This is a genomic window from Prochlorococcus marinus str. MIT 0917, from assembly GCF_027359575.1.
GTDB lineage: Bacteria > Cyanobacteriota > Cyanobacteriia > PCC-6307 > Cyanobiaceae > Prochlorococcus_B > Prochlorococcus_B marinus_D.
The window spans coordinates 1,325,799-1,345,936 of record NZ_CP114784.1; the positions used below are offsets into that span (position 1 = coordinate 1,325,799).

The following is a 20,138-nucleotide window of genomic DNA, read 5'->3' on the forward strand; positions in this document are numbered from 1 at the left end:
CATCTATGATTTATAATTTTAAAAAATTAAATCTATTTTATTTCGGAATATAATTATGTGTGGAATTGTAGGTGTTGTTTCAACAGATCAATGTAATCAACAAATTTACGATAGTTTGTTATTACTCCAGCATAGAGGTCAAGATTCTACTGGTATCGCAACAATGGATGGCAGTGTTTTTCATATTAATAAATCTAAAGGTCAAGTCAGAGAAGCTTATAGAACTAGAGATATGAGAGCTTTGATTGGAAAAATAGGATTGGGACATGTACGATATGCCACTAAAGGAGCTGCTCATCGAGAAGAAGAAGCACAACCTTTTTATGTAAATGCTCCTTACGGTATTATTCTTGTTCACAATGGAAATTTAACTAATACACGAGAGTTAGAAAAAGAACTTTTTAAAGTTGATAAAAGACATACAAATACTTCAAGCGATACTGAAATGTTATTAAATGTTTTAGCAACAGAATTAAATAGTGCAATAAAAGAAAAAGATATCAATCCTGATGATCTTTTTAATGCCGTTAAAGCACTTCACGCAAGAGTAGAGGGATCTTACGCTTCAATTGCTTTAATAGCAGGTCATGGCCTTTTAGCTTTTAGAGACCCTTTTGGAATTCGCCCTTTGGTTATTGGTAAAAGGGTATTAGACAACAATAAACCTGAGTGGGTAATCGCCAGTGAATCATTAGTTATCGAAAATAATGATTATGAAATTGTTAGAGATGTTGAACCAGGCGAGGCTATTTTTATAACTTCAGAAGGTGAGTTTTTTTCTAAACAATGTTCAAATAATCCTCAATTATTCCCTTGTTCATTTGAATATGTTTATTTAGCTAGGCCCGACTCAATAATGAATGGTATTTCTGTTTATGAGTCAAGATTAAGAATGGGAGATTTATTAGCAGAAACTATAAAAAAGCAAATTTCTCTTGGTGATATAGATGTTGTAATGCCAATTCCTGATTCTTCTAGACCTGCTGCTATGCAAGTCGCAAGGCAGTTAGGGATTGAATATAGAGAGGGATTTTTCAAGAATCGTTATGTTGGTAGAACATTTATAATGCCTGGTCAATCTTTAAGAAAACGTTCAGTGCGTCAGAAGTTAAATGCATTGAGTACTGAATTTAAAAATAAAAATGTATTGATAGTTGATGATTCAGTTGTTCGAGGAACGACATCTCAGCAAATAGTTCAAATGGCAAGAAATGCTGGGGCTAATAAAGTTACGTTTACATCTGCTGCTCCACCAATTAGATATCCACATGTTTATGGAATTAACATGCCAAGTAGAAATGAATTGATCGCTTATAATAGAAATATCAACGAAATAGAAAATAATTTATTTATTGATAAAATGATTTACCAAGAAGTATGTGATCTTACTAAGGCTATTATTCAAGGTTCTAAAATTAATGAGTTAGATTTATCTTGTTTCACAGGAAAATATGTTACTGGAACAGTCACAGATGAATATCTAAATTGGGTTGAACAAACGTCTATATCTTAATTTTTTTCTGGGATTATCATTGAAAATATAGAAGTTATAAATTCATTATCGTTTAACTCTATATTTAATTTTTTTTCTTTTTTATATGGACTACTATCAATTTGATCGGTTTTTAATTTTTCATATCTCTCTTTATCCGTTTTAATATAAACATATTTATTATTTATAAAACAATTAATTACTCTGTCTTTGATTTTTTTATTTTCTTTAAAATGTATTCCCATAGTTCCTAATTCTCCACGTTTAGATTCTTTTATTTCTTTCGTAGAATGTTTTATGAAAGAACCTTTATTAGTTACTAAAATTAAATCTTTATCATGTTTTTCTTCAAAACTTAAAGCTTCAATTATATTTTCACCTGGGAATAATTTTATTATATTTGTTCCTTGAGCTAATTTGCCCATAAATGGGAAGTTATTTTCTGTTATTTTAATTTTAATGATTCTACCTATATCACTAACTATATACAAATAGTTATTCTCTTTACAAAGAATACAAGTTTTAAGTTTTATACTGTCTTTTAATTTTAAAATTGTTGTTGATCTATTAGAAATATCTTTAATCTCATTTATGGAAATTCTTTTAAACTTCCCATCACTACTTATTAATCCTAAACTTATATCTTTTACTTCTATTAATGGAATAAGATTTATTATTTTATCATTTTCTAAACCTGCAGGTAAAAATTGTTCTATAGGGCCAGGTTTTTGTCCAGCAAATTCCCACTTAAGAAGGCCAACCTTACCTTCTTGACTGACAGCTAATATTTTTGGTTCATCTTTAATGGGCCAAATTAGCTTCGTAGGTAGAATATCTTTTCTATTTTGATCACTATCTTTTAATTTTAATTTTTTTATTGTTATTGAAGGGATTATTTTTATTTCATTATTTGATTGAATAATAATTTCAGAATCTGTTGATAATTCTTTTAAAGCATTTATTCTTTGAAGTTCTTTATTTGGTCTCTGATTTGCCATTCTTTCAGCAATAAGAGCATCTCCACCTTCTATTAATTTGGTTCTTCTTGGACTACCAAATCTTTTTTTAAGTTCTTTCATCTCTTTAATCATCACTTTCATTAATTCTTTTTTATCGTTAATAATTAACTCGAGCTCTATTCTCTTACTTTTTAAATCTTTTATTTCATTTTTTAGTGAATCTTTTTCCAGACTCGTAATTTTTTTTAAAGGCATACCTAGTATCCCATCAGCTTGTCTTTCATTTATCTTTAAGTTAATAATTAAATTATTTCTTGCTTCAGCTGTATCTTTAGATTTTTCTATTAAATCAATTATTTCTCGGAGATTATTTGTGGCTTGGATCAGAGCTTCAACTATCTCTTGTCTATTTTTAATATTTTTTAGCAAATAATTACTTCTTAGTAAAATAGTATTTTCTCTAAACTCTAAGAAATTATCTAATAATTTTCTTAGTGTAAGTTGTACTGGTTGGCCATTGACCAATGCAAGTAAAATGGCACCAAAATTATTTTGTAATGCAGTTTTTTGATACAAAAAATCTAGAATTCTTTTTGGATCAGAATCTCTTTTAACTTCAACAAGAATTCGCATTCCATCTCGATCACTTTCATCTCTAATGTCTGCTATTCCCGAAACTTTACCATTATTTACAAGATCAGCTAATTTTTCAATCCAACCAGCTTTGTTTAATTGATACGGTAGTTCGGAAATAATAATTACACTTCTTTTGTGTTTACCTTTACCAGGATTAATTTCTTCAATGTGAGCTATTCCTCTCATAGTTATACTTCCTCTCCCTTTTGTATATGTTTCTTTGATTCCATGACTTATTAAGATTTCACCTCCCGTTGGAAAGTCTGGTCCAGGTATGAGTTCTAATAATTTTTCTTCATTTAATGAGGGTTTCTTTATTATTGCTATTAAAGCCTCGACTACTTCATTTAAATTATGTGGTGGAATACTTGTTGCCATCCCAACGGCAATTCCTGCACTTCCATTTAAGATTAGGAAAGGTAGTTGAGCTGGTAAGACATCTGGTTCCTGCTGTGAGCCATCAAAATTTGGTGAGAAATCTACAGTTTCTTGATCTATTTCGCTTAAAATTGCATCGTTAGATATCGGTGCTAGTCGAGTTTCTGTATATCTCATTGCAGCTGGAGGATCATCATCAATTGATCCAAAGTTTCCATGGCCATCAAGAATTGGGTATCTTGAATTAAAAAGCTGAACTTGTCTTACAAGTGCATCGTAAACAGCTTGATCTCCATGCGGATGATATTTGCCAAGAACATCGCCTACAACACGAGCACATTTTCTATAAGGCCTATCGGGTGTAAGTCCTAATTCGTGCATCGCAAAAAGAATTCTTCTTTGCACTGGTTTCAAACCATCTCTTGCGTCTGGCAATGCTCTTCCAACGATTACGCTCATTGCGTACTCGAGATAAGAACGCTGCATTTCTTGATGCAACGATATGGGTTTCAGGCGTTCTTTGGCCATCTTTGAGTTTGTAAGAGGCCTAAATTTCTTTATTTAGGCTACTAACTAATTTACTAAAAACCAGTTTTTTGTTATACATTAATTCATTGACTTTTTTCTTTGGCTTCTCTAACTACTTTTTTCATTTCTTTGTTTTTAAATAAAAGTTGTGCAGATTTTTGTAATTTCTTTCCCCATAATTGTTTTCTTTGATATTCGTTTGAAACATAATTAGGATTAGATTTCAAAGCAATTTTTGCTAAGTTCAATGATTCAACAGATTTATTATTAAAGGAATATAATACTATTGCTAGAGCTAGCATTGGTTCAGCATCATTGCTGATTTCAAGTGCAGATCTAAACTTTGAGATAGCTTCTTTGAAATTATTTAATTCATATAAAACGAGACCTTCATTATTAATCGATTGCCAGAAATTGGAATTAATTTTTGAAGATTTTTTAAAAGCAATTAGTGCTAATCTATAGTTGTTTAACATTATTTCAGCGTTACCTAGCTGAAAATAGCCTCTTGCATTATTTTTATTAATTGATAATCCTTTTTTTATAGAAGTTTTGGCGTTTTTTGGATCATTCAGGTTCATGTATATATAGGCTTTTCTCAGATATATACTTTCCTCATTTGGTCTTAATTTTATTGCTTGGTTTAAAGATGATAATGCTTCATAATTCTTATTTGATCTAACCTGAGCTTCTGCAAGGCTTGTCCAAAGTGCTATTTCATTAGGATGTAATTTAATAGCCAGTTTTAAAAGTCTGATTGCCTCTTCATTTTGGCCAAATTGAATTAATTGTATAGCTGTTTTTTCAATTTGTATGGCAGTAGATTCTAATTCTTGTTGATTAGGCTCGTTTATTTTAGGAAAAAAAGCTGATGATTGATTTATAAGACAAGATTCAAATAGACTTAGATAAAGTATAAACTTATAAATCCCTGATATTTTTTTCATTTTTATTAATCATTTGATATTGAATTTATATTTCTGCGCCACATCCATGGTTTAATTCTTTTTAATGCTGACTTGCTTAAAGTTTCTTTCCATTTTGAATCACTCCATGATAAGGCATCTTTTTTAGTTATATTTAATATCCATTGAGATGGTTGAAGATCAGGTTCAGAAGTGTTTGGGATGTTTTTATGATTCCACGGACATACTTCTTGGCAAATATCACAACCAGCAACCCAATTACCCATTTTATTAATAATATCTTTTGGTAGTTGTTGATCTCTGTTCTCTAATGTGTGATAGGCCAAACATTTGTTTGAATTAATAATAAATGGCTCTTCTATTGCCTTCGTTGGGCATGCTTCAATACATTGCTCACATTCACCACATATAGGTTTTGAAGGTTCGTCAGCTTCTAAAGCCTCAGTAGATAAAAGATGGCCTAAAAACATCCATGAGCCTATTGTAGGGTTAATTATATTGCTATGTTTTCCTATCCATCCAATTCCAGCTTCTTCGGCCCAGGCTTTGTCTAATAATGCGCTTGTATCAACACATATTTTCCATTGTGAGTTTGGTCTTTCTTTTTCTAAAAATTTAGCAATTTTGTTTAATTTTTTTTCAATAATCTTGTGATAATCTTTTCCCCACCCATATCTGGCAATTGATATATCTTTAGGCGTTTTTTCCATATCTACATAGTAATTAAGTCCAACGGCAAGAACACTTTGAACGCCTTGAAGCAAGTTTTCTATATTTTTTCTTCTTGCGCTTTTCATCCATTCCATTTTTGCTTGATGTCCAGCTTGGAGCCATCTCTCTAAGGAAGCAGTTCGAAGTTTGATTCTTGAAGATCCTGGAACCTTTGCAATACCTACTGCATCAAAGCCTTCTTCAAAAGCTTTTTCTTTAATTTTTTTTGTGAGAGCAATAGAATTTTTCAAGATCGGAGTTAGCTTTTCATTAATAATGTTTTTGCCTTTAATTAAAAGGTTCTTCAGTCAATTCGCACTTTATTAGGAGCTTCAAATACTTTTTTTGATGTTTTATTTCTATTAATAGCTTAAATTATTTAATTAATGCACTTAATTTGGTTAGATTGTGTATATATATATTTTTCGGACTCTCTTTATTTGGTGCAGTCCTCTCCTAAGGAAGATCTGACTCTTGGCTCAAGGCTTCAGCAGGATCTTAAAAATGACCTAATAGCTGGTCTATTGGTGGTTATTCCGTTAGCTACCACTATTTGGTTGTCTACAATTGTCAGCCGCTTTGTTCTGGCAATATTAACTTCAATACCAAAACAATTAAATCCCTTCATTACTCTCAATCCTTTATTGCAAGACCTTATCAATCTTGCTTTGGGTTTAACCGTCCCACTACTCGGGATTTTGTTGATAGGTCTCATGGCCAGAAATTTTGTGGGGAGATGGTTGCTCGAATTTGGGGAAGGAACTCTGTCTCGAATACCACTTGCGGGTTCAGTGTATAAAACCCTTAAACAACTTTTAGAAACTTTTTTGAGAGATAATTCAACTAGATTTAGAAGAGTTGTGTTAGTTGAATATCCCCGAGAAGGTTTATTCAGCGTTGGTTTTGTGACTGGTATTGTTGGACCATCTCTACAAACTGAACCAAATCAACCTTTATTAAGTGTTTTTATACCTACTGCACCAAACCCTACAACTGGTTGGTACACATTAGTGCCAGAAGACTCTGTTAAAGATTTAGATATATCTGTTGAAGATGCTTTTAGAACCATTATTTCTGCTGGAATTGTAAATCCTGATGATAGGAGTAACTCTACAAATACGTCTTTTTCTAGTTTGTTTTCTCAGTTAAGAGCATCATCTTCGTAAAGTAATTTTTAGTCATAGTTATGCAATTAAAATCAATTTCCAGAGAGTTAGCTCTTTTACTTTTAGGACAAATTAAAAAAAAAGATATTAATAAATTAAATATTGAAAGTTTACTTAGTAGAGCAATTGAATCTTTAACCCAACATTGGCGCGATCAATTAGATTCATGTGCATCACAATTAGAAAAAGCAAATCAGGCATTATTGGATAGTGAATTTAAAGCAGATGCTGGATTGTTAATTAAATCTCGAAATCATTTAGAAACTTGTTTAATCGACTCAGAGAACATACTTAACTGTTTGTCTGAAAGTATCGAATTACCAAGATTACTAGCGTTAGTTGATCAAAATGAAATACGTGAGCTAGCTATTAAGAGAGTTCACTTAATCATTGACAAGCAAGATGAGATTGATCATAAGCTTGATAGCGTTATGGAAGGTTGGCGTTTAAAAAGATTACCCAGAATTGATAGAGACATTTTGAGATTGGCATGGATTGATTTGATCGATTTTAATACTCCTATTGCTGTTACTTGTAATGAAGCCGTAAACCTGGCTAATCGTTATAGCGATGAACAAGGACGGAGAATGATTAATGGAGTTTTAAGGAAACTTCAAAATTCTGCTTTAATACTAAATTTGAAATGAAAGACGATTTTTCTCAGGAGGAAAAGAATGCTTCTAATATGAAGCAAAGTGAGAATTCCTCATCTGTTAAAGACGAATCTTTAGACTGGGCAAAACAAGCTTATTTGCAATTAAAATATAAGCAAAAAGAGCAAAAAGAGTTACGTCAAAAAGAAATTGAAGAAAAAGAGATATTTAAAACTAAAACTAAAATTAATGTCAACGAAGATTTCAAATCAAATATTGAAGTTGAAAATACACAACAAATTAGTCAAGATTCAGAAGGAGAAGATCAGCCTCAACTTGGGGATTTTGATGATACTTTTACATGGTCAGCAGAAGTTTTAGCTGCCCAAGGTAAAAAAATTGATCAATTTTCATTAGATGAAATCGATTGGTTAAGCAGGCTAAAGCAAGGATTAGAAAAAACTCGTAAAGGATTTGTTACTGATTTATTAGATAAATTAGGTGACGATCCACTTACTCCTGAAGTTCTTGATGATCTAGAGACCCTTTTACTTAGAGCAGATGCTGGAGTTTCTGCCACTGATCAAATTCTAGAATCGCTAAGAACGAAGCTCAATGAGGAAGTTGTTGAATCTTCTGAGGGTTTGCGTTTTTTAAAAGAACAATTAGTGAATATTTTAGAAAAGCCAATAAAAGATAGTGGCATTGATTTACTTTCTCCACAAAAAGGTTGTTTAAATATTTGGATGTTAGTAGGTGTTAATGGAGTTGGAAAAACGACAACTCTAGGTAAATTGGCAAGTGTTGCAAAAAGAAGTGGTTTTTCAGCAATGATTGCTGCTGCAGATACTTTTAGAGCAGCAGCAGTTCAACAAGTAAAGGTATGGGGAGACAGAACAGGTGTTGAAGTTATTGCAAATGAATCTAAGAATGCCGATCCAGCATCGATAGTTTTTGATGCTATTGGTGCAAGTAAATCAAAAAATATAGATTTATTATTAGTAGATACTGCTGGAAGATTACAAACGAAAAATAATTTGATGGAGGAATTAAAAAAAATTAGAAAAATTATCGATAAACTTGCTCCTAATGCAAACGTTGAATCTTTACTAGTGCTTGATTCTAGTCAAGGTCAAAATGGTCTAAGGCAGGCTTTAGCATTTGCTGATTCAGCAGAATTGACAGGGGTAATACTCACCAAACTTGATGGATCTTCTAGAGGAGGTGTTGCGATGGCTGTTGCATCAGAAGCAAAACTTCCTGTCAGATTTATCGGGGCTGGTGAGAAAATTAGGGACTTGCGACCATTTAATAGTTTTGAATTTATTGAGGCACTTTTAACTGTGAGATGATCTTTAGATATTTTTTGTATATGTTGCTAGGTTTTAATTTCTTTATTGCTGGAGAATGGTGAAAGAAAATTCTCCAATTTCAGAACAACAAAGTCAACCTCCAACTAACCTCTTATCAAGTGCTGCTTCCAAGTCTCTAAGCGATTTGGTTCATAGTCTTTCTCAAGAGCAAATTGTTAATCAAGATTTATTGCTTTCATTAAGCTTTGCTCTGCGAAGCTTTACTAATTTACAGCGTTTTTTTGAACTTATTCCACTTCTTGTAACGCAATTAGTTGGTGTTAGAGGATCATTGTTAATTCCATTTCAAGATGATGGAAGTCTTTGGCGCGAACAATTACGAATGGTTCCTATCGATGAAGATCAGGAACTTTTTAGAAAATTATTTCTTTTAGAAGAAGGTAAGAAAACGGGTTTTGGGATGCAGGAAAATAATATTGCAATGTTAGATCGTTTAGTTCAAAGACATTTTGATTCTTCTAATGTAATTGCCACATCGATAGTTTCTCGAGGAAGACCGCGGGGTAGGTTATATGCATTTGATAAAAAAGAGATTGTTTTTGGTAGTAATGTTCATCGAAAACATATTCAAATAGTTGCTGATCTGACAGGAGTAGCTATAGAAAACGATGCCATATTTCAGGTCATTCGTAATCATGAGAAAGTTGATAGACAAATAAGTATTGGCGCTGAAATCCAATCACAATTATTACCTGATCAATGTCCAGTAATTGAAGGGGTTGAATTAGCTGCTTGCTGTAGGCCGGCTTTTCAAGTAGGTGGTGATTATTACGATTTTATGCCCACTCGCTCAGATTTGAATGAAACAGCCAAAGCAACTGGCCGTTGGGCTTTTGTGATTGGTGATGTTATGGGTAAAGGTGTTCCTGCTGGATTGTTGATGACTATGTTACGAGGAATGCTTAGAGCGGAAGTTTTAACAGGATTATCCCCTGATTCTATTTTGCATGACTTAAATCAATTAGCTCTGGAAGATTTGACTCAGTCACATCGGTTTGTAACTTTGTTTTATTCGGACTTTGATCCGCAATCAAGAAAATTACGTTTTGCTAATGCCGCTCATAATCCTCCGTTGCTGTGGAGCGCTAAGTCAAAATCAATTAAAAGATTAGATGCTCCCGGTTTATTGATAGGTCTTCAACCTGAAGCTGAATATGGATGTGGGGAGATATTTCTGCAGCCGGGTGATGTCCTTCTCTACTATACCGATGGAGTTACTGAGGCACCTGGTGTATCAGGCGAACGTTTTGATGAGAATCGTTTAATAACTTATTTAAATAAATTTGCTAGGGAAGGCTTGGGGGCTAAACAAATACTAAATAAACTTTTTGAAAGATTAGATGGTTTTGTTGGTGTTAGTGACCATCATCTTGAAGATGATGCATCAATGGTGGTTTTAAAAGTTAATGAAGAATCAATGGTTCCTTAATTAACTTATTAATCGCCTGACAATTGTTAATACTCTTGCTTTATTTGTATTAGTAACTTGGAAAAAGCATTGAGCACAACTTGGAGCGAGAGATTTGATAAAGGACTTAATCCCTTTATAGAAAAATTTAATGCTTCAATCGAGTTTGATATTTGTTTATTAGAAGAAGATTTGGATGGATCAATTGCTCATGCACGTATGCTTGGAATTCAAGGGATTATTACTAAGGAAGAGGCTATTAGATTAGAAAATGGTCTTCAACAGATTAGGAAAGAGGCCTCAGATGGCTTATTCCAGCCTGTCATTGCAGATGAAGACGTGCATTTTGCAGTAGAAAAAAAATTAATAGATTTGATAGGGCCGTTAGGGAAAAAGCTACATACTGGTCGTAGTCGTAATGATCAAGTTGGAACAGATCTTAGATTATGGCTAAGAAAGCGTATTGATGAAATTGATATGGATTTGGAGCGTCTTCAGAAATCTCTTTTTTTATTAGCAGAAGAAAATCTTTATACGCTTATTCCTGGTTATACGCATTTACAAAGAGCACAACCTTTGTCCTTAGCTCATCATTTATTGGCATATGTTGAGATGGCACAAAGGGATAGAAATAGATTAAAAGATGTAAGAAAAAGAGTGAATATTTCCCCACTAGGAGCAGCTGCTTTAGCTGGAACATCTATTTCTATAAGTAGAAAAATTACTTCTTCAGAATTGGACTTTCAAGATATTTATTCTAATAGTTTAGATGCTGTAAGTGATAGAGACTTTGTCGTAGAATTTTTAGGAGCTTCTTCCTTGATTATGGCTCATTTAAGTAGATTATCTGAAGAAGTTATTTTGTGGGCATCGGAAGAATTTGCGTTTATTCAATTAACCGACCGTTGTGCTACCGGAAGTAGTCTTATGCCTCAAAAAAAGAATCCTGATGTACCAGAGCTTGTTCGAGGTAAATCTGGGAGAGTCTTTGGACATTTACAAGCTATGCTTACTATGATTAAAGGATTACCTTTAGCTTACAATAAAGATTTTCAAGAAGATAAAGAAGCCATATTTGATAGTGTAAAAACAGTTAAGAATTCCTTGATTGCTATATCAATATTGTTTGAAGAAGGTTTAATTTTTAGAAAAGAAAGACTTAATAATTCTGTTTCATCGGATTTTTCAAATGCCACTGACGTTGCTGATTATTTAGTGGCTAAGGACATTCCATTCCGAGAGGCTTATCAATTAGTTGGGCGAATTGTAAAATCTTCTTTGGAGGAGGGGATTTTATTAAAAGATATTCCTTTAGAAAGATGGAAAACATTTCATAAATTTTTTGAAAAAGATATTTATCATAAGCTTTTACCATCCAGTGTTGTTAAGTCTCGTTTGAGTGCTGGTGGAACTGGCTTTGAGAGAGTCCAAGAACAGCTTGATTCTTGGCGCGAAAAATTATTTAATTAAAAAAATTGTTTTCAATCAATTTTAGGGCTTTCGGTATTAAAGTGTTTAGTGATAACTCAATTTAGAGTTATTAATTTTGGCTATTTATAGCCGATTAGTTACATTTCATTTTAAGTCAATTTTCAAGTGAGTATTTTTGTCGGCAACTTGCCCTTCCGCGCTGAGCAGGAAGATGTCATGGAATTGTTTACTCCCTTTGGGGAGGTGTCAAATTGTTCTTTACCTTTAGAACGAGATACAGGACGCAAAAGAGGTTTTGCTTTTGTTGAGATGGCTGATGAAGCAGTTGAAGCTTCAGCAATTGAATCTCTTCAAGGTGCTGAGCTTATGGGTCGTCCATTAAGAATCAATAAAGCTGAACCTAGAGGGAGTGCTCCCAGACGAGGTGGCGGTGGCGGCTATGGCGGTGGCGGCCAAGGCGGTTACGGCGGTGGCGGCTATGGCGGTGGTGGCCAAGGCGGTTACGGCGGTGGTGGCCAAGGCGGTTACGGCGGTGGCGGCCAAGGCGGCTATGGCGGTGGTGGCCAAGGCGGTTACGGCGGTGGCGGCCAAGGCGGCTATGGCGGTGGTGGCCAAGGCGGTTACGGCGGTGGCGGCCAAGGCAGCTATGGCGGTGGTGGCCAAGGCGGCTATGGCGGTGGCGGCTATGGCGGTGGTGGCCAAGGCGGTTACGGCGGTGGCGGTCAAGGTGATCAATCAGCTCAAGATAGACCTTCTGGAGCTAAAGGCTGGGAAGACCGTAGTCATGGCAATGCTTCTCAAGATTCAAATGGCTTTGATCAAGGTCGTAGTAGAAGAAGAAGAGGTGCTTCGCCTGAAGGGGGAGACGACTCTACTGCAGATTATGGCGGCGCAGAATCTTAAAGATTTTGCTTCTTATTTTTATTGCCCAGCATCTTCGAGTTGTTGGGCAATTTTTTTTAAAATTGAAACGTCAGCTTTCGGCTTTTGACATTTTTCACTTAATTCTTTTCTCAATATTTTTGCATTAGGAATATTTTCTATCAGATTTATAATGTGTCTAGAAATTTGCCAAAGACGTCCATTATTTTCTATGTGCTTTTGAGCAAAAGGAATCATTTTTTTTATTATTTTTGATCTAGAAAGATATTCTTCTTTTTGTCCGTAAATCATTGAATCTATTTTTGTCCAGCTAAAAGGATGTGAGTATGCCGCTCTTCCTACCATTGCTCCATCAAAGACTTTGAGAGCTCTAATACAATCATTTATTGTATTTATTCCACCATTAAGTTCGATAATTAATTCCGATCTTTTGTTTTTTAATTTTTCAACTCTTTCATATTGAAGGGGTGGAATGGATCGATTTTCTTTTGGGTTTAATCCATTTAACCAGGCTTTTCTTGCGTGAATTATAAATCTGTCTGCTCCTGCAATTGAACAATGATCAACAAATTGCAAAAGGTAATCATCGCTATCGAGATTATCAATACCAAGTCTCTGTTTGACTGTTATTGGGATATTGCATGATTTTTTCATTTTCTCTATACAACTGGCCACTATTTTTGGCTTTCCCATCAGACAAGCTCCAAAGTTGCCAGATTTTACTTTTGGACTAGGGCAGCCAATATTTAAATTAATTTCGTCATATCCCCAATCTTCAGCCATTTGAGCTGCTTCAGCTAAAAGATTTGGATTATCTCCTCCGAGTTGTATGGAAATCGGATGTTCAATCTCATCAAAATCTAATAATTTATTCCTGTTTTGGCTGTAATGAAGTGCTTGGGCCACAATCATTTCTGTGTAAAGCATTGACCTTTTTGTGATTTGGCGCATAAGGACACGAAAATGTCTGTCTGTGCAATCCATCATTGGAGCAATACTTAATCGGTAATCAGCTAATTCATCTGTTTTTAAAGAGTTGGAAATCATTTTTTATCAATTAATTTTTTCGACTTTTAAGGAATAAATTTTATTAATATTAATCCAATTGAAAAACACCTTTGAACCGTAGATTTTTAATGATTGGATTCTTGAATACTCTTTTTGGTTTTATTATCAAACCAAAAAGTACTTTTGCTGTATCAAAAACTATGGATAACTATAAAGCTTTAACTGATGCAGAATGGGAAAATCGCTTACCTAAAGATGCTTTTTACGTTTTAAGAAAGGAAGGAACAGAGAGGCCTTTTTCAAGTGCCTTGAATAATGAAAAAAGGAAAGGCATTTTTAGCTGTGCAGGATGCGGGCTTGCACTATTTTCCTCAAAAACCAAGTTTGACAGTGGAACAGGCTGGCCAAGTTTTTTCGATCATTTGCCTGATGCAATCGAGACAAAAACAGATTTTAAGTTAATTGTTCCTAGAACTGAATATCATTGCCGGCGTTGTGGCGGGCATCAGGGGCATGTTTTTAATGATGGACCAAGGCCAACTGGTAAAAGGTATTGCAATAATGGTGTCGCTCTTGTTTTCGCAGCTGATGCGTAAATGTTTTTTTACTATTTAAGTAGGTGTGGGCTTCCGTAGCTTGTATAAAAAACCCTTTGCTATCAACATGTACTAATAGCCAATTTAACTATATGAATTCAGACGTTCCCTCCTCAGAACATGAATTATCTCAGGATGGTTCATCACAAAATGATTCCGATGAAAACTCTGTAAGTTCTCATAAAAATGATGAATCATCCAATCACGCTCAGATTTCTGATACTCCCGAAGTAGCGCCCCAACCAATCGATGATTCTGTAGATAAAGCCAACGATCAATCATCAACTAGCTCTGAGCCAAATATTAAAGTACCAGATACTGAAGCAAGGTTACAGCAATTAGAAAAAGAGCATGAAACTCTAAACAGCCAATATATGAGAATAGCTGCTGACTTTGATAATTTCCGTAAGCGTCAGACGCGTGATCAGGATGATCTAAAAATTCAACTGACTTGCACAACGCTTAGTGAAATACTTCCGGTTGTAGATAATTTTGAAAGAGCAAGACAGCAATTAAATCCTGAGGGCGAAGAAGCTCAAGCCTTACATCGAAGCTACCAAGGACTTTATAAGCAATTAGTTGAAGTTCTTAAGAATTTAGGCGTCGCTCCAATGCGAGTAGTTGATCAAGCCTTTGATCCCTCTTTGCATGAAGCGGTTATGAGAGAGCCTAGTGATGAAAAGGCCGAGGATATTGTGATTGAAGAATTACAACGGGGTTATCACTTAAATGGTCGTGTTTTAAGGCATGCTTTGGTCAAAGTTTCTATGGGACCAGGACCAAAAGCTGCTAATGATGATATTTCTGATCAGAATACTTCTAATCAAGAACAAAGTGAGTCTTCAGATAGTTCAAATAAAGATGAGAATTAACGAAATAGTGAACGAAACGGAGATGAATTTGTTTAAATGGACTAATGGCTGATTTTTACGAACTATTGGGTGTCAGCAGAGATGCTGATGCTGACGCTTTAAAAAGAGCTTATAGACAGCAAGCTCGGAAATATCATCCTGACGTCAATAAGGAACCAGGTGCAGAAGACAAGTTTAAAGAAATAGGTAAGGCATATGAAGTGTTAAGTGATTCTCAAAAGCGATCTCGTTACGATCAATTTGGAGAAGCCGGATTAGGCGGGGCAGCTGGAATGCCAGACATGGGAGATATGGGCGGTTTTGCAGATTTGTTTGATACTTTTTTTAATGGCTTTGGTGGCTCTAATTCATCTGGAGGTTCTCGTCCTCAAAGGCGAGGACCTCAGCAAGGTGATGATTTACGTTACGACCTTACAATTGATTTTGATAAAGCAATTTTTGGACAAGAAAAAGAGATTACGGTTCCTCATTTAGAAACTTGTGATGTTTGTAGAGGGAGTGGTGCTAAGAAAGGTACTGGTCCTGTTACTTGCCCTACATGTGGCGGGGCAGGTCAAGTGAGAAGAGCTACGCGTACACCTTTCGGAAGTTTTACTCAAGTAGCTGAATGTCCAACTTGTGGCGGTACTGGACAAACTATTAAGGATCCTTGTAATTCGTGTGGGGGAAAAGGTGTTAAACAAGTAAGAAAAAAATTAAAAATTAATATTCCTGCTGGAGTTGATAGCGGGACACGATTAAGAGTTTCAGGAGAGGGTAATGCTGGATTAAAGGGTGGTCCCTCTGGAGATTTGTATGTTTTCTTAAAAGTTAAAAATCATTCTAATTTAAAGAGAGATGGATTGACTATTTTATCTGAGGTAAATATCAGCTATCTTCAGGCAATATTGGGAGATACTATTGAAATAGATACTGTAGATGGTCCTACTAAATTACAAATTCCAGTAGGTACACAACCTAATTCTATTTTGAATTTAGAAAATAAAGGAGTTCCGAAATTAGGTAATCCTGTTGCCAGAGGAAATCATCAAGTCTCAGTAAAGGTCAAATTACCTACAAAATTATCAGACTCTGAAAGAAATTTATTAGAAGAATTAGCAGGACATTATTCTGCACGCGGACCTCAACATCATTACCATAAAAGTGGCTTATTTAGTCAGTTGTTTGGAAATAAATAGTGAAGAAAAATACATTAACTGATCATTATTTAGATTTGTGCGGTTTGACTTGCCCAATTAATTTTGTTAAGTGTTGTTTGGCTTTGGAAGGCTTATCCTTAAAAGATATTTTAAAAGTAGATTTGGATGCAGGAGAAGCCGAAACAAGCCTTATTGATGGCTTGCAAGAGAAGGGCTATACAGTAAAAATAATAAATAAAGATTCTAAAAAAGTAACTTTGATAATATCGAGTGAATAAAAATAAATCTAAGAATTTAAAAGGTATAGTTGTTGCACTTAAGGCGAATTTTTTAATTGTTGAGATTGATTATACAAATGAGTCATTGAATCAATTTTTTCAGAAAATTAGATTGCTTTGCACACGGAGAAGAAAGTTAGACTATCAAGGTTTATTTATAGATGTAGGTGATATAGTTTGTGTTGAGTCGATAGATTATAAAAATAAACGAGCTGTAATTTGTGAAGTTGAGCCTCGAATAAGTTTTTTAAAACGTCCAGCGGTGGCAAATGTTACATTAGTTTCTATTTGTATATCAGTTGATGAGCCTTTATTTGATCTAGCACAAGCTAGTCGTTTTTTATTAACAGCAGAATGTTCAAACATAAAACCGTTGATAGTTTTAACTAAAATAGATTTAATTACAAAGAATGATTTGAACTTATACGTAAATAAATTAAAATGTTGGGGTTATGATTGTATACCAGTATCTATAAAGAATTCTAAAGGTATTGATTCATTAATAGAACGATTTAGAAAAACAAAATTAACTGTACTTGCTGGTCCTTCTGGAGTAGGAAAGACAAGTTTAATTAATAGCTTAATCCCAACCGTTTCCCTTGCTACTTCATCTGTTTCAAAAAAATTAAAGAGAGGTACACACACGACCAGACACGTCGAACTTTTTGCAATTGGAGAAGGTTCGCTTCTTGCTGATACACCAGGTTTTAATCGTCCAGAAATAGTATGTAAGCCATCTTCTTTTGCTTCTTTGTTCCCAGAGTTTCGAACGCAATTAACTAATTCACAATGCAAGTTCCGTAATTGCTTGCATAAAGATGAGCCTGGTTGTGTAATTAATAAAGATTTTGAAAGATATCCTTTTTATCGTGAGAACCTTGAGGAAATGATTAATTCTCCTCTCCCATACCAGGCAGGTTAAGCTTGAACCCACCTGTTAAATCTTCCATTCTCTCTTTCATCGTCGAAGTTGAAACTTCGTGGGCAGATTTCATAGCATCTAGTATTGCGTCTTCAATTATTGCTTTTTCTTCGGATAGAAGTGATGGATCAATTTCTACTCGTAAAGGCTTTTGATTTCCTGACATCCATATTTTTGCACGATTGTCATTACTTGTTCCCTCTATCTCCATAACCTCAAGCTCTTCTTGTAGTTTTTGAGCATTCTGCTGAATTTGTTGTGCTTTTTTAAAAGCTTCAGTGAGTTGTCCGAAATTTGGTAGTCCGAATCCAGCCATGAGAATTTCCTATTGTTGTTGATCTTAGGGGTTAATTTTAAAAGCCACATTGTTTGACTTCTGTTTCTAACAAGATTCCATAAGAATTAAAAACTTTTTTTTGGATATATTTAATCAACTCTCTAACGTCATAAGAGGATGCTTTGTTTGCGTTAATTATAAAATTTGAATGTATTTTGGATATTTCAGCTCCGCCAAAACGAAATCCTTTTAAACCAAGCTCTTCAATTAATTTTGCAGCTTTCAAAGGTTCAGGATTACGAAAAACACTACCGCAGGTTTGGGCTTGATAAGGTTGAGTTTTTAATCGATGATTTAGGTTTTGGTTTGTGACCTGTCTAATTTTTTCTGCATGACCTGATACCAGCTTGAGTCGAGCAGATAAGACAATTAAATTCTCATTCTGAAGAAGACTGTATCGGTATCCAAAATTGAGATCTTTCCCTTTGATCATTTTGTATTCACCTGTCAAAGATAGTGTTGTAATACTTTCGAGATAGCTAGATATGCAATGTTCTTGTGCTCCTGCATTCATGGCCACTGCTCCTCCAATTGTTCCTGGTATTCCTACAGCCCATTCGAGTCCTTGAAGTCCACTTGCAGCAGCTTTTCTAGCTAAAGTCGGAAGCATTTCACCGCTAAGGACTTCGATTATTCCACTACTTGTATCAATTTGAATTCCCTTGAAATTACGCATACATAGTATTAAACCTTTAATTCCTTTGTCATTGATTAAAAGATTTGATCCGGCACCAATAATATTGCAGGGGATTTTTTCTTTATTTGACCAATTAACTAAATATTTAATTTCTTCAATATTTGTCGGTTGAGCAATCCATTCTGCAGGACCACCTATTCTCCAAGTAGTAAAATTTGATAAGGAAATATTTTTTTCTAATTGAATTGAATGCATTAAATTAAGCCGCCAAATTATTTCTTATCGATTTGTTATTAATTAATTTTAAAAATAGATTTGCACATATGATATTAATATCACCTGCGCCCATAATTAAAATCAAGTCCTTTTCAATAGTATGTTCTTTGATTAGCTTTATTAAATTTTTATTGTTATCTGGAGTATATATTTCTAATTTAGGTTTTAATTTTTTCAATTCATATCCAATAGTCTTATGATTTATTCCTTTGATTTCCGCTTCTCCAGCAGAGTAAATAGGAGTTATGAATACTAAATCAGATTTACTTAGACTTTTTGCAAATTCTTTTTGAAATGTATTAGTTCTGCTATAGCGATGCGGTTGAAATATCGTAACTAATCTCTTAGGTGATATTTTTGAAAGGTTTTGTTTTGTTTTAATTATCGATGAGGCAATTGATATTGCAGCATCAATTTCGCTGGGATGATGAGCATAATCTTCAACTATTAATCTTTTTTTCCATAATCCTTTATATTCAAATCTTCTTAGAGGGAGCTGTAAATTATCAATTCCTTTTTTTATATCTTTAAAAAGAATTCCAGATAATCTACACGCAGCGATAGCAGCGATAGTATTGCTTAAATTATGTATTCCAGGAATAGGTATTTTTATGGTGTCAATAAATTTTTCTTGTTCATAATAATCAGCAATAATTTCACATCCATTAGACTCTTTTGGAATTAATGCAAAATCTATATTACTTATTTTTTGAATAGAAAACCATTTAGTATTTTGTATATTATCTTTAAGATTCTCACAGTCAAAATTGGTAATCAAGTATTCACATTTTTGAGCAAACTGTTGCATGGTTTTGATTAGATCTTCTAGATTTTTATAATGATCAACGTGTTCAAGCTCTAAATTAGTTATTACTCCAATATTTGGATTAAATTGTACTAATGATCCATCTGATTCGTCTGCTTCTGCGATTAGAAACTCACCATCACTAAAATTGTGGTTTCTTTTGTAGAGAGGCACAATTCCTCCTATGATAGCTGTTGGATTCTTATTTGCATAAGAAAATAATGTTGTAATGTAAGTACTTGTTGTTGTTTTGCCATGAGATCCCGAGACAATTATTGATTGCTTTTGTTCAATTAAAAAGGCTAATATTTCAGAACGATGAGTGATTCTTAAATTATATTTTTTCGCTTTACATAATTCTAAATTATCTTCATGTATTGCTGAGCTTCTAACAATTAATATATTTTTTCCATGAACTTTAAAAATTTTGTCAATATTTGATTCTGCTTGAGTAGGAAAGATATGGATTTGATTTTCAGCTAATTCTTTTAGAGTTAGGCTTTTTTTTTGGTCAGAGCCAGATATTGAATATCCTTTTTTGGCTAGAATCACTGCTAGAGCAGACATGCCAATACCTCCGATTCCAATAAAGTGAATATGAGGTGATTGCTCTTGTGTATTCTTCAATTTCGCTTCAGTGTCGAGTGAAACATAACTCTTCATCCATCTAAAGGCACATTTTTTAAAGAATTAGACAGTTTTTGTACTTTTTATGTCCTTAACACTTCAATTATTTTTCAAAATGCACAGAAAATGATCATCGTTCTGTATGATCAGCGGCCAGT

Annotated in this window: 19 protein-coding genes; 12 read left to right on the forward strand and 7 right to left on the reverse strand. The window is 34.1% G+C overall.

Features of this window, described 5'->3' with window-relative positions; all coding sequences use genetic code 11:
- Nucleotides 1–55: 55 nt before the first annotated feature.
- Nucleotides 56–1,513: an amidophosphoribosyltransferase gene (gene purF / locus O5637_RS07500; RefSeq protein ID WP_269603877.1), complete on the forward strand. Its 1,458-nt coding sequence runs from the start codon at nt 56–58 to the stop codon at nt 1,511–1,513.
- Here the strand turns inward: purF and O5637_RS07505 are convergent.
- The 3 genes from O5637_RS07505 to queG form a co-directional block, all read right to left on the reverse strand.
- Complete coding sequence (locus O5637_RS07505; protein WP_269603878.1) at nt 1,510–3,993, reverse strand: DNA gyrase/topoisomerase IV subunit A; 2,484 nt, start codon at nt 3,991–3,993, stop codon at nt 1,510–1,512. The genes purF and O5637_RS07505 overlap by 4 nt on opposite strands.
- Before the next feature lie 83 nt (nt 3,994–4,076).
- The gene (locus O5637_RS07510) at nt 4,077–4,940 is read right to left on the reverse strand and encodes a tetratricopeptide repeat protein (protein ID WP_269603880.1); all 864 of its coding nucleotides are present in this window, start codon (nt 4,938–4,940) and stop codon (nt 4,077–4,079) included.
- Between the two features lie 5 nt (nt 4,941–4,945).
- Nucleotides 4,946–5,881 (reverse strand): tRNA epoxyqueuosine(34) reductase QueG, encoded by a 936-nt coding sequence (gene queG / locus O5637_RS07515; protein WP_269603882.1) that lies wholly within the window; start codon nt 5,879–5,881, stop codon nt 4,946–4,948.
- Nucleotides 5,882–6,070: 189 nt separating this feature from the next.
- Between queG and O5637_RS07520 the strand changes: the two genes are divergently transcribed.
- From O5637_RS07520 to O5637_RS07545, 6 genes are all read left to right on the forward strand, one after another.
- Complete coding sequence (locus O5637_RS07520) at nt 6,071–6,796, forward strand: DUF502 domain-containing protein (RefSeq protein ID WP_036906069.1); 726 nt, start codon at nt 6,071–6,073, stop codon at nt 6,794–6,796.
- A 20-nt stretch (nt 6,797–6,816) separates the two neighbouring features.
- Nucleotides 6,817–7,443, forward strand: coding sequence for a transcription antitermination factor NusB (nusB, locus tag O5637_RS07525; RefSeq protein ID WP_269603884.1), 627 nt, complete (start codon nt 6,817–6,819; stop codon nt 7,441–7,443).
- On the forward strand, nt 7,440–8,741 hold the full coding sequence (gene ftsY / locus O5637_RS07530; protein ID WP_269603886.1) for a signal recognition particle-docking protein FtsY: 1,302 nt from the start codon (nt 7,440–7,442) through the stop codon (nt 8,739–8,741). The genes nusB and ftsY overlap by 4 nt, the downstream gene beginning before the upstream one ends.
- A 58-nt stretch (nt 8,742–8,799) precedes the next feature.
- Nucleotides 8,800–10,191 (forward strand): PP2C family protein-serine/threonine phosphatase, encoded by a 1,392-nt coding sequence (locus O5637_RS07535; protein WP_269606949.1) that lies wholly within the window; start codon nt 8,800–8,802, stop codon nt 10,189–10,191.
- 57 nt (nt 10,192–10,248) lie between these two features.
- Entirely contained in the window at nt 10,249–11,640 is a 1,392-nt protein-coding gene (gene argH / locus O5637_RS07540) for an argininosuccinate lyase (RefSeq protein ID WP_269603888.1), read from the forward strand.
- A 126-nt stretch (nt 11,641–11,766) separates the two neighbouring features.
- Nucleotides 11,767–12,504: an RNA recognition motif domain-containing protein gene (locus O5637_RS07545; protein ID WP_269603890.1), complete on the forward strand. Its 738-nt coding sequence runs from the start codon at nt 11,767–11,769 to the stop codon at nt 12,502–12,504.
- 18 nt (nt 12,505–12,522) lie between these two features.
- Here O5637_RS07545 and dusA read toward each other — a convergent pair whose 3' ends face one another.
- Nucleotides 12,523–13,530, reverse strand: a complete 1,008-nt coding sequence (gene dusA / locus O5637_RS07550) for a tRNA dihydrouridine(20/20a) synthase DusA (protein ID WP_269603891.1) — start codon at nt 13,528–13,530, stop codon at nt 12,523–12,525.
- 89 nt (nt 13,531–13,619) lie between these two features.
- Here dusA and msrB point away from each other — a divergent pair, with 89 nt between their 5' ends.
- The 5 genes from msrB (at nt 13,620) to rsgA (ending at nt 17,298) form a co-directional block, all read left to right on the forward strand.
- Nucleotides 13,620–14,087, forward strand: coding sequence for a peptide-methionine (R)-S-oxide reductase MsrB (msrB, locus tag O5637_RS07555; protein ID WP_269606951.1), 468 nt, complete (start codon nt 13,620–13,622; stop codon nt 14,085–14,087).
- Nucleotides 14,088–14,179: 92 nt separating this feature from the next.
- Nucleotides 14,180–14,959 carry a nucleotide exchange factor GrpE gene (grpE, locus tag O5637_RS07560; protein WP_269603893.1) on the forward strand — a complete coding sequence of 260 codons (780 nt, stop codon included), beginning with the start codon at nt 14,180–14,182 and terminating at the stop codon, nt 14,957–14,959.
- A 44-nt stretch (nt 14,960–15,003) separates the two neighbouring features.
- Complete coding sequence (gene dnaJ / locus O5637_RS07565) at nt 15,004–16,137, forward strand: molecular chaperone DnaJ (RefSeq protein ID WP_269603895.1); 1,134 nt, start codon at nt 15,004–15,006, stop codon at nt 16,135–16,137.
- The gene (locus O5637_RS07570; protein WP_269603897.1) at nt 16,137–16,376 is read left to right on the forward strand and encodes a sulfurtransferase TusA family protein; all 240 of its coding nucleotides are present in this window, start codon (nt 16,137–16,139) and stop codon (nt 16,374–16,376) included. The genes dnaJ and O5637_RS07570 overlap by 1 nt, the downstream gene beginning before the upstream one ends.
- Nucleotides 16,369–17,298, forward strand: coding sequence for a ribosome small subunit-dependent GTPase A (gene rsgA / locus O5637_RS07575; RefSeq protein ID WP_269603899.1), 930 nt, complete (start codon nt 16,369–16,371; stop codon nt 17,296–17,298). The genes O5637_RS07570 and rsgA overlap by 8 nt, the downstream gene beginning before the upstream one ends.
- On the opposite strand, the gene O5637_RS07580 is transcribed toward rsgA, so the two are convergent.
- The 3 genes from O5637_RS07580 to murC are packed head-to-tail and all read right to left on the reverse strand — an operon-like array spanning nt 17,267 to nt 20,016.
- Complete coding sequence (locus O5637_RS07580; protein ID WP_269603901.1) at nt 17,267–17,614, reverse strand: YbaB/EbfC family nucleoid-associated protein; 348 nt, start codon at nt 17,612–17,614, stop codon at nt 17,267–17,269. The two genes, rsgA and O5637_RS07580, sit on opposite strands and share 32 nt — an antisense overlap.
- 37 nt (nt 17,615–17,651) lie before the next feature.
- Entirely contained in the window at nt 17,652–18,527 is an 876-nt protein-coding gene (murB, locus tag O5637_RS07585) for a UDP-N-acetylmuramate dehydrogenase (RefSeq protein ID WP_269603903.1), read from the reverse strand.
- A 4-nt stretch (nt 18,528–18,531) separates the two neighbouring features.
- On the reverse strand, nt 18,532–20,016 hold the full coding sequence (murC, locus tag O5637_RS07590) for a UDP-N-acetylmuramate--L-alanine ligase (RefSeq protein ID WP_269603905.1): 1,485 nt from the start codon (nt 20,014–20,016) through the stop codon (nt 18,532–18,534).
- Nucleotides 20,017–20,138 lie beyond the last annotated feature (122 nt).

What these genes read in the sequence shown, in the direction of transcription:
- murB (WP_269603903.1), bottom strand. Translation starts at nt 18,527, where the DNA reads ATGCATTCAATTCAATTAGAAAAAAATATTTCCTTATCAAATTTTACT.
- O5637_RS07510 (WP_269603880.1), bottom strand. Translation starts at nt 4,940, where the DNA reads ATGAAAAAAATATCAGGGATTTATAAGTTTATACTTTATCTAAGTCTA.
- dusA (WP_269603891.1), bottom strand. Translation starts at nt 13,530, where the DNA reads ATGATTTCCAACTCTTTAAAAACAGATGAATTAGCTGATTACCGATTA.
- grpE (WP_269603893.1), top strand. Translation starts at nt 14,180, where the DNA reads ATGAATTCAGACGTTCCCTCCTCAGAACATGAATTATCTCAGGATGGT.
- O5637_RS07505 (WP_269603878.1), bottom strand. Translation starts at nt 3,993, where the DNA reads ATGGCCAAAGAACGCCTGAAACCCATATCGTTGCATCAAGAAATGCAG.
- purF (WP_269603877.1), top strand. Translation starts at nt 56, where the DNA reads ATGTGTGGAATTGTAGGTGTTGTTTCAACAGATCAATGTAATCAACAA.
- msrB (WP_269606951.1), top strand. Translation starts at nt 13,620, where the DNA reads ATGATTGGATTCTTGAATACTCTTTTTGGTTTTATTATCAAACCAAAA.
- dnaJ (WP_269603895.1), top strand. Translation starts at nt 15,004, where the DNA reads ATGGCTGATTTTTACGAACTATTGGGTGTCAGCAGAGATGCTGATGCT.
- ftsY (WP_269603886.1), top strand. Translation starts at nt 7,440, where the DNA reads ATGAAAGACGATTTTTCTCAGGAGGAAAAGAATGCTTCTAATATGAAG.
- murC (WP_269603905.1), bottom strand. Translation starts at nt 20,016, where the DNA reads ATGAAGAGTTATGTTTCACTCGACACTGAAGCGAAATTGAAGAATACA.
- nusB (WP_269603884.1), top strand. Translation starts at nt 6,817, where the DNA reads ATGCAATTAAAATCAATTTCCAGAGAGTTAGCTCTTTTACTTTTAGGA.
- O5637_RS07580 (WP_269603901.1), bottom strand. Translation starts at nt 17,614, where the DNA reads ATGGCTGGATTCGGACTACCAAATTTCGGACAACTCACTGAAGCTTTT.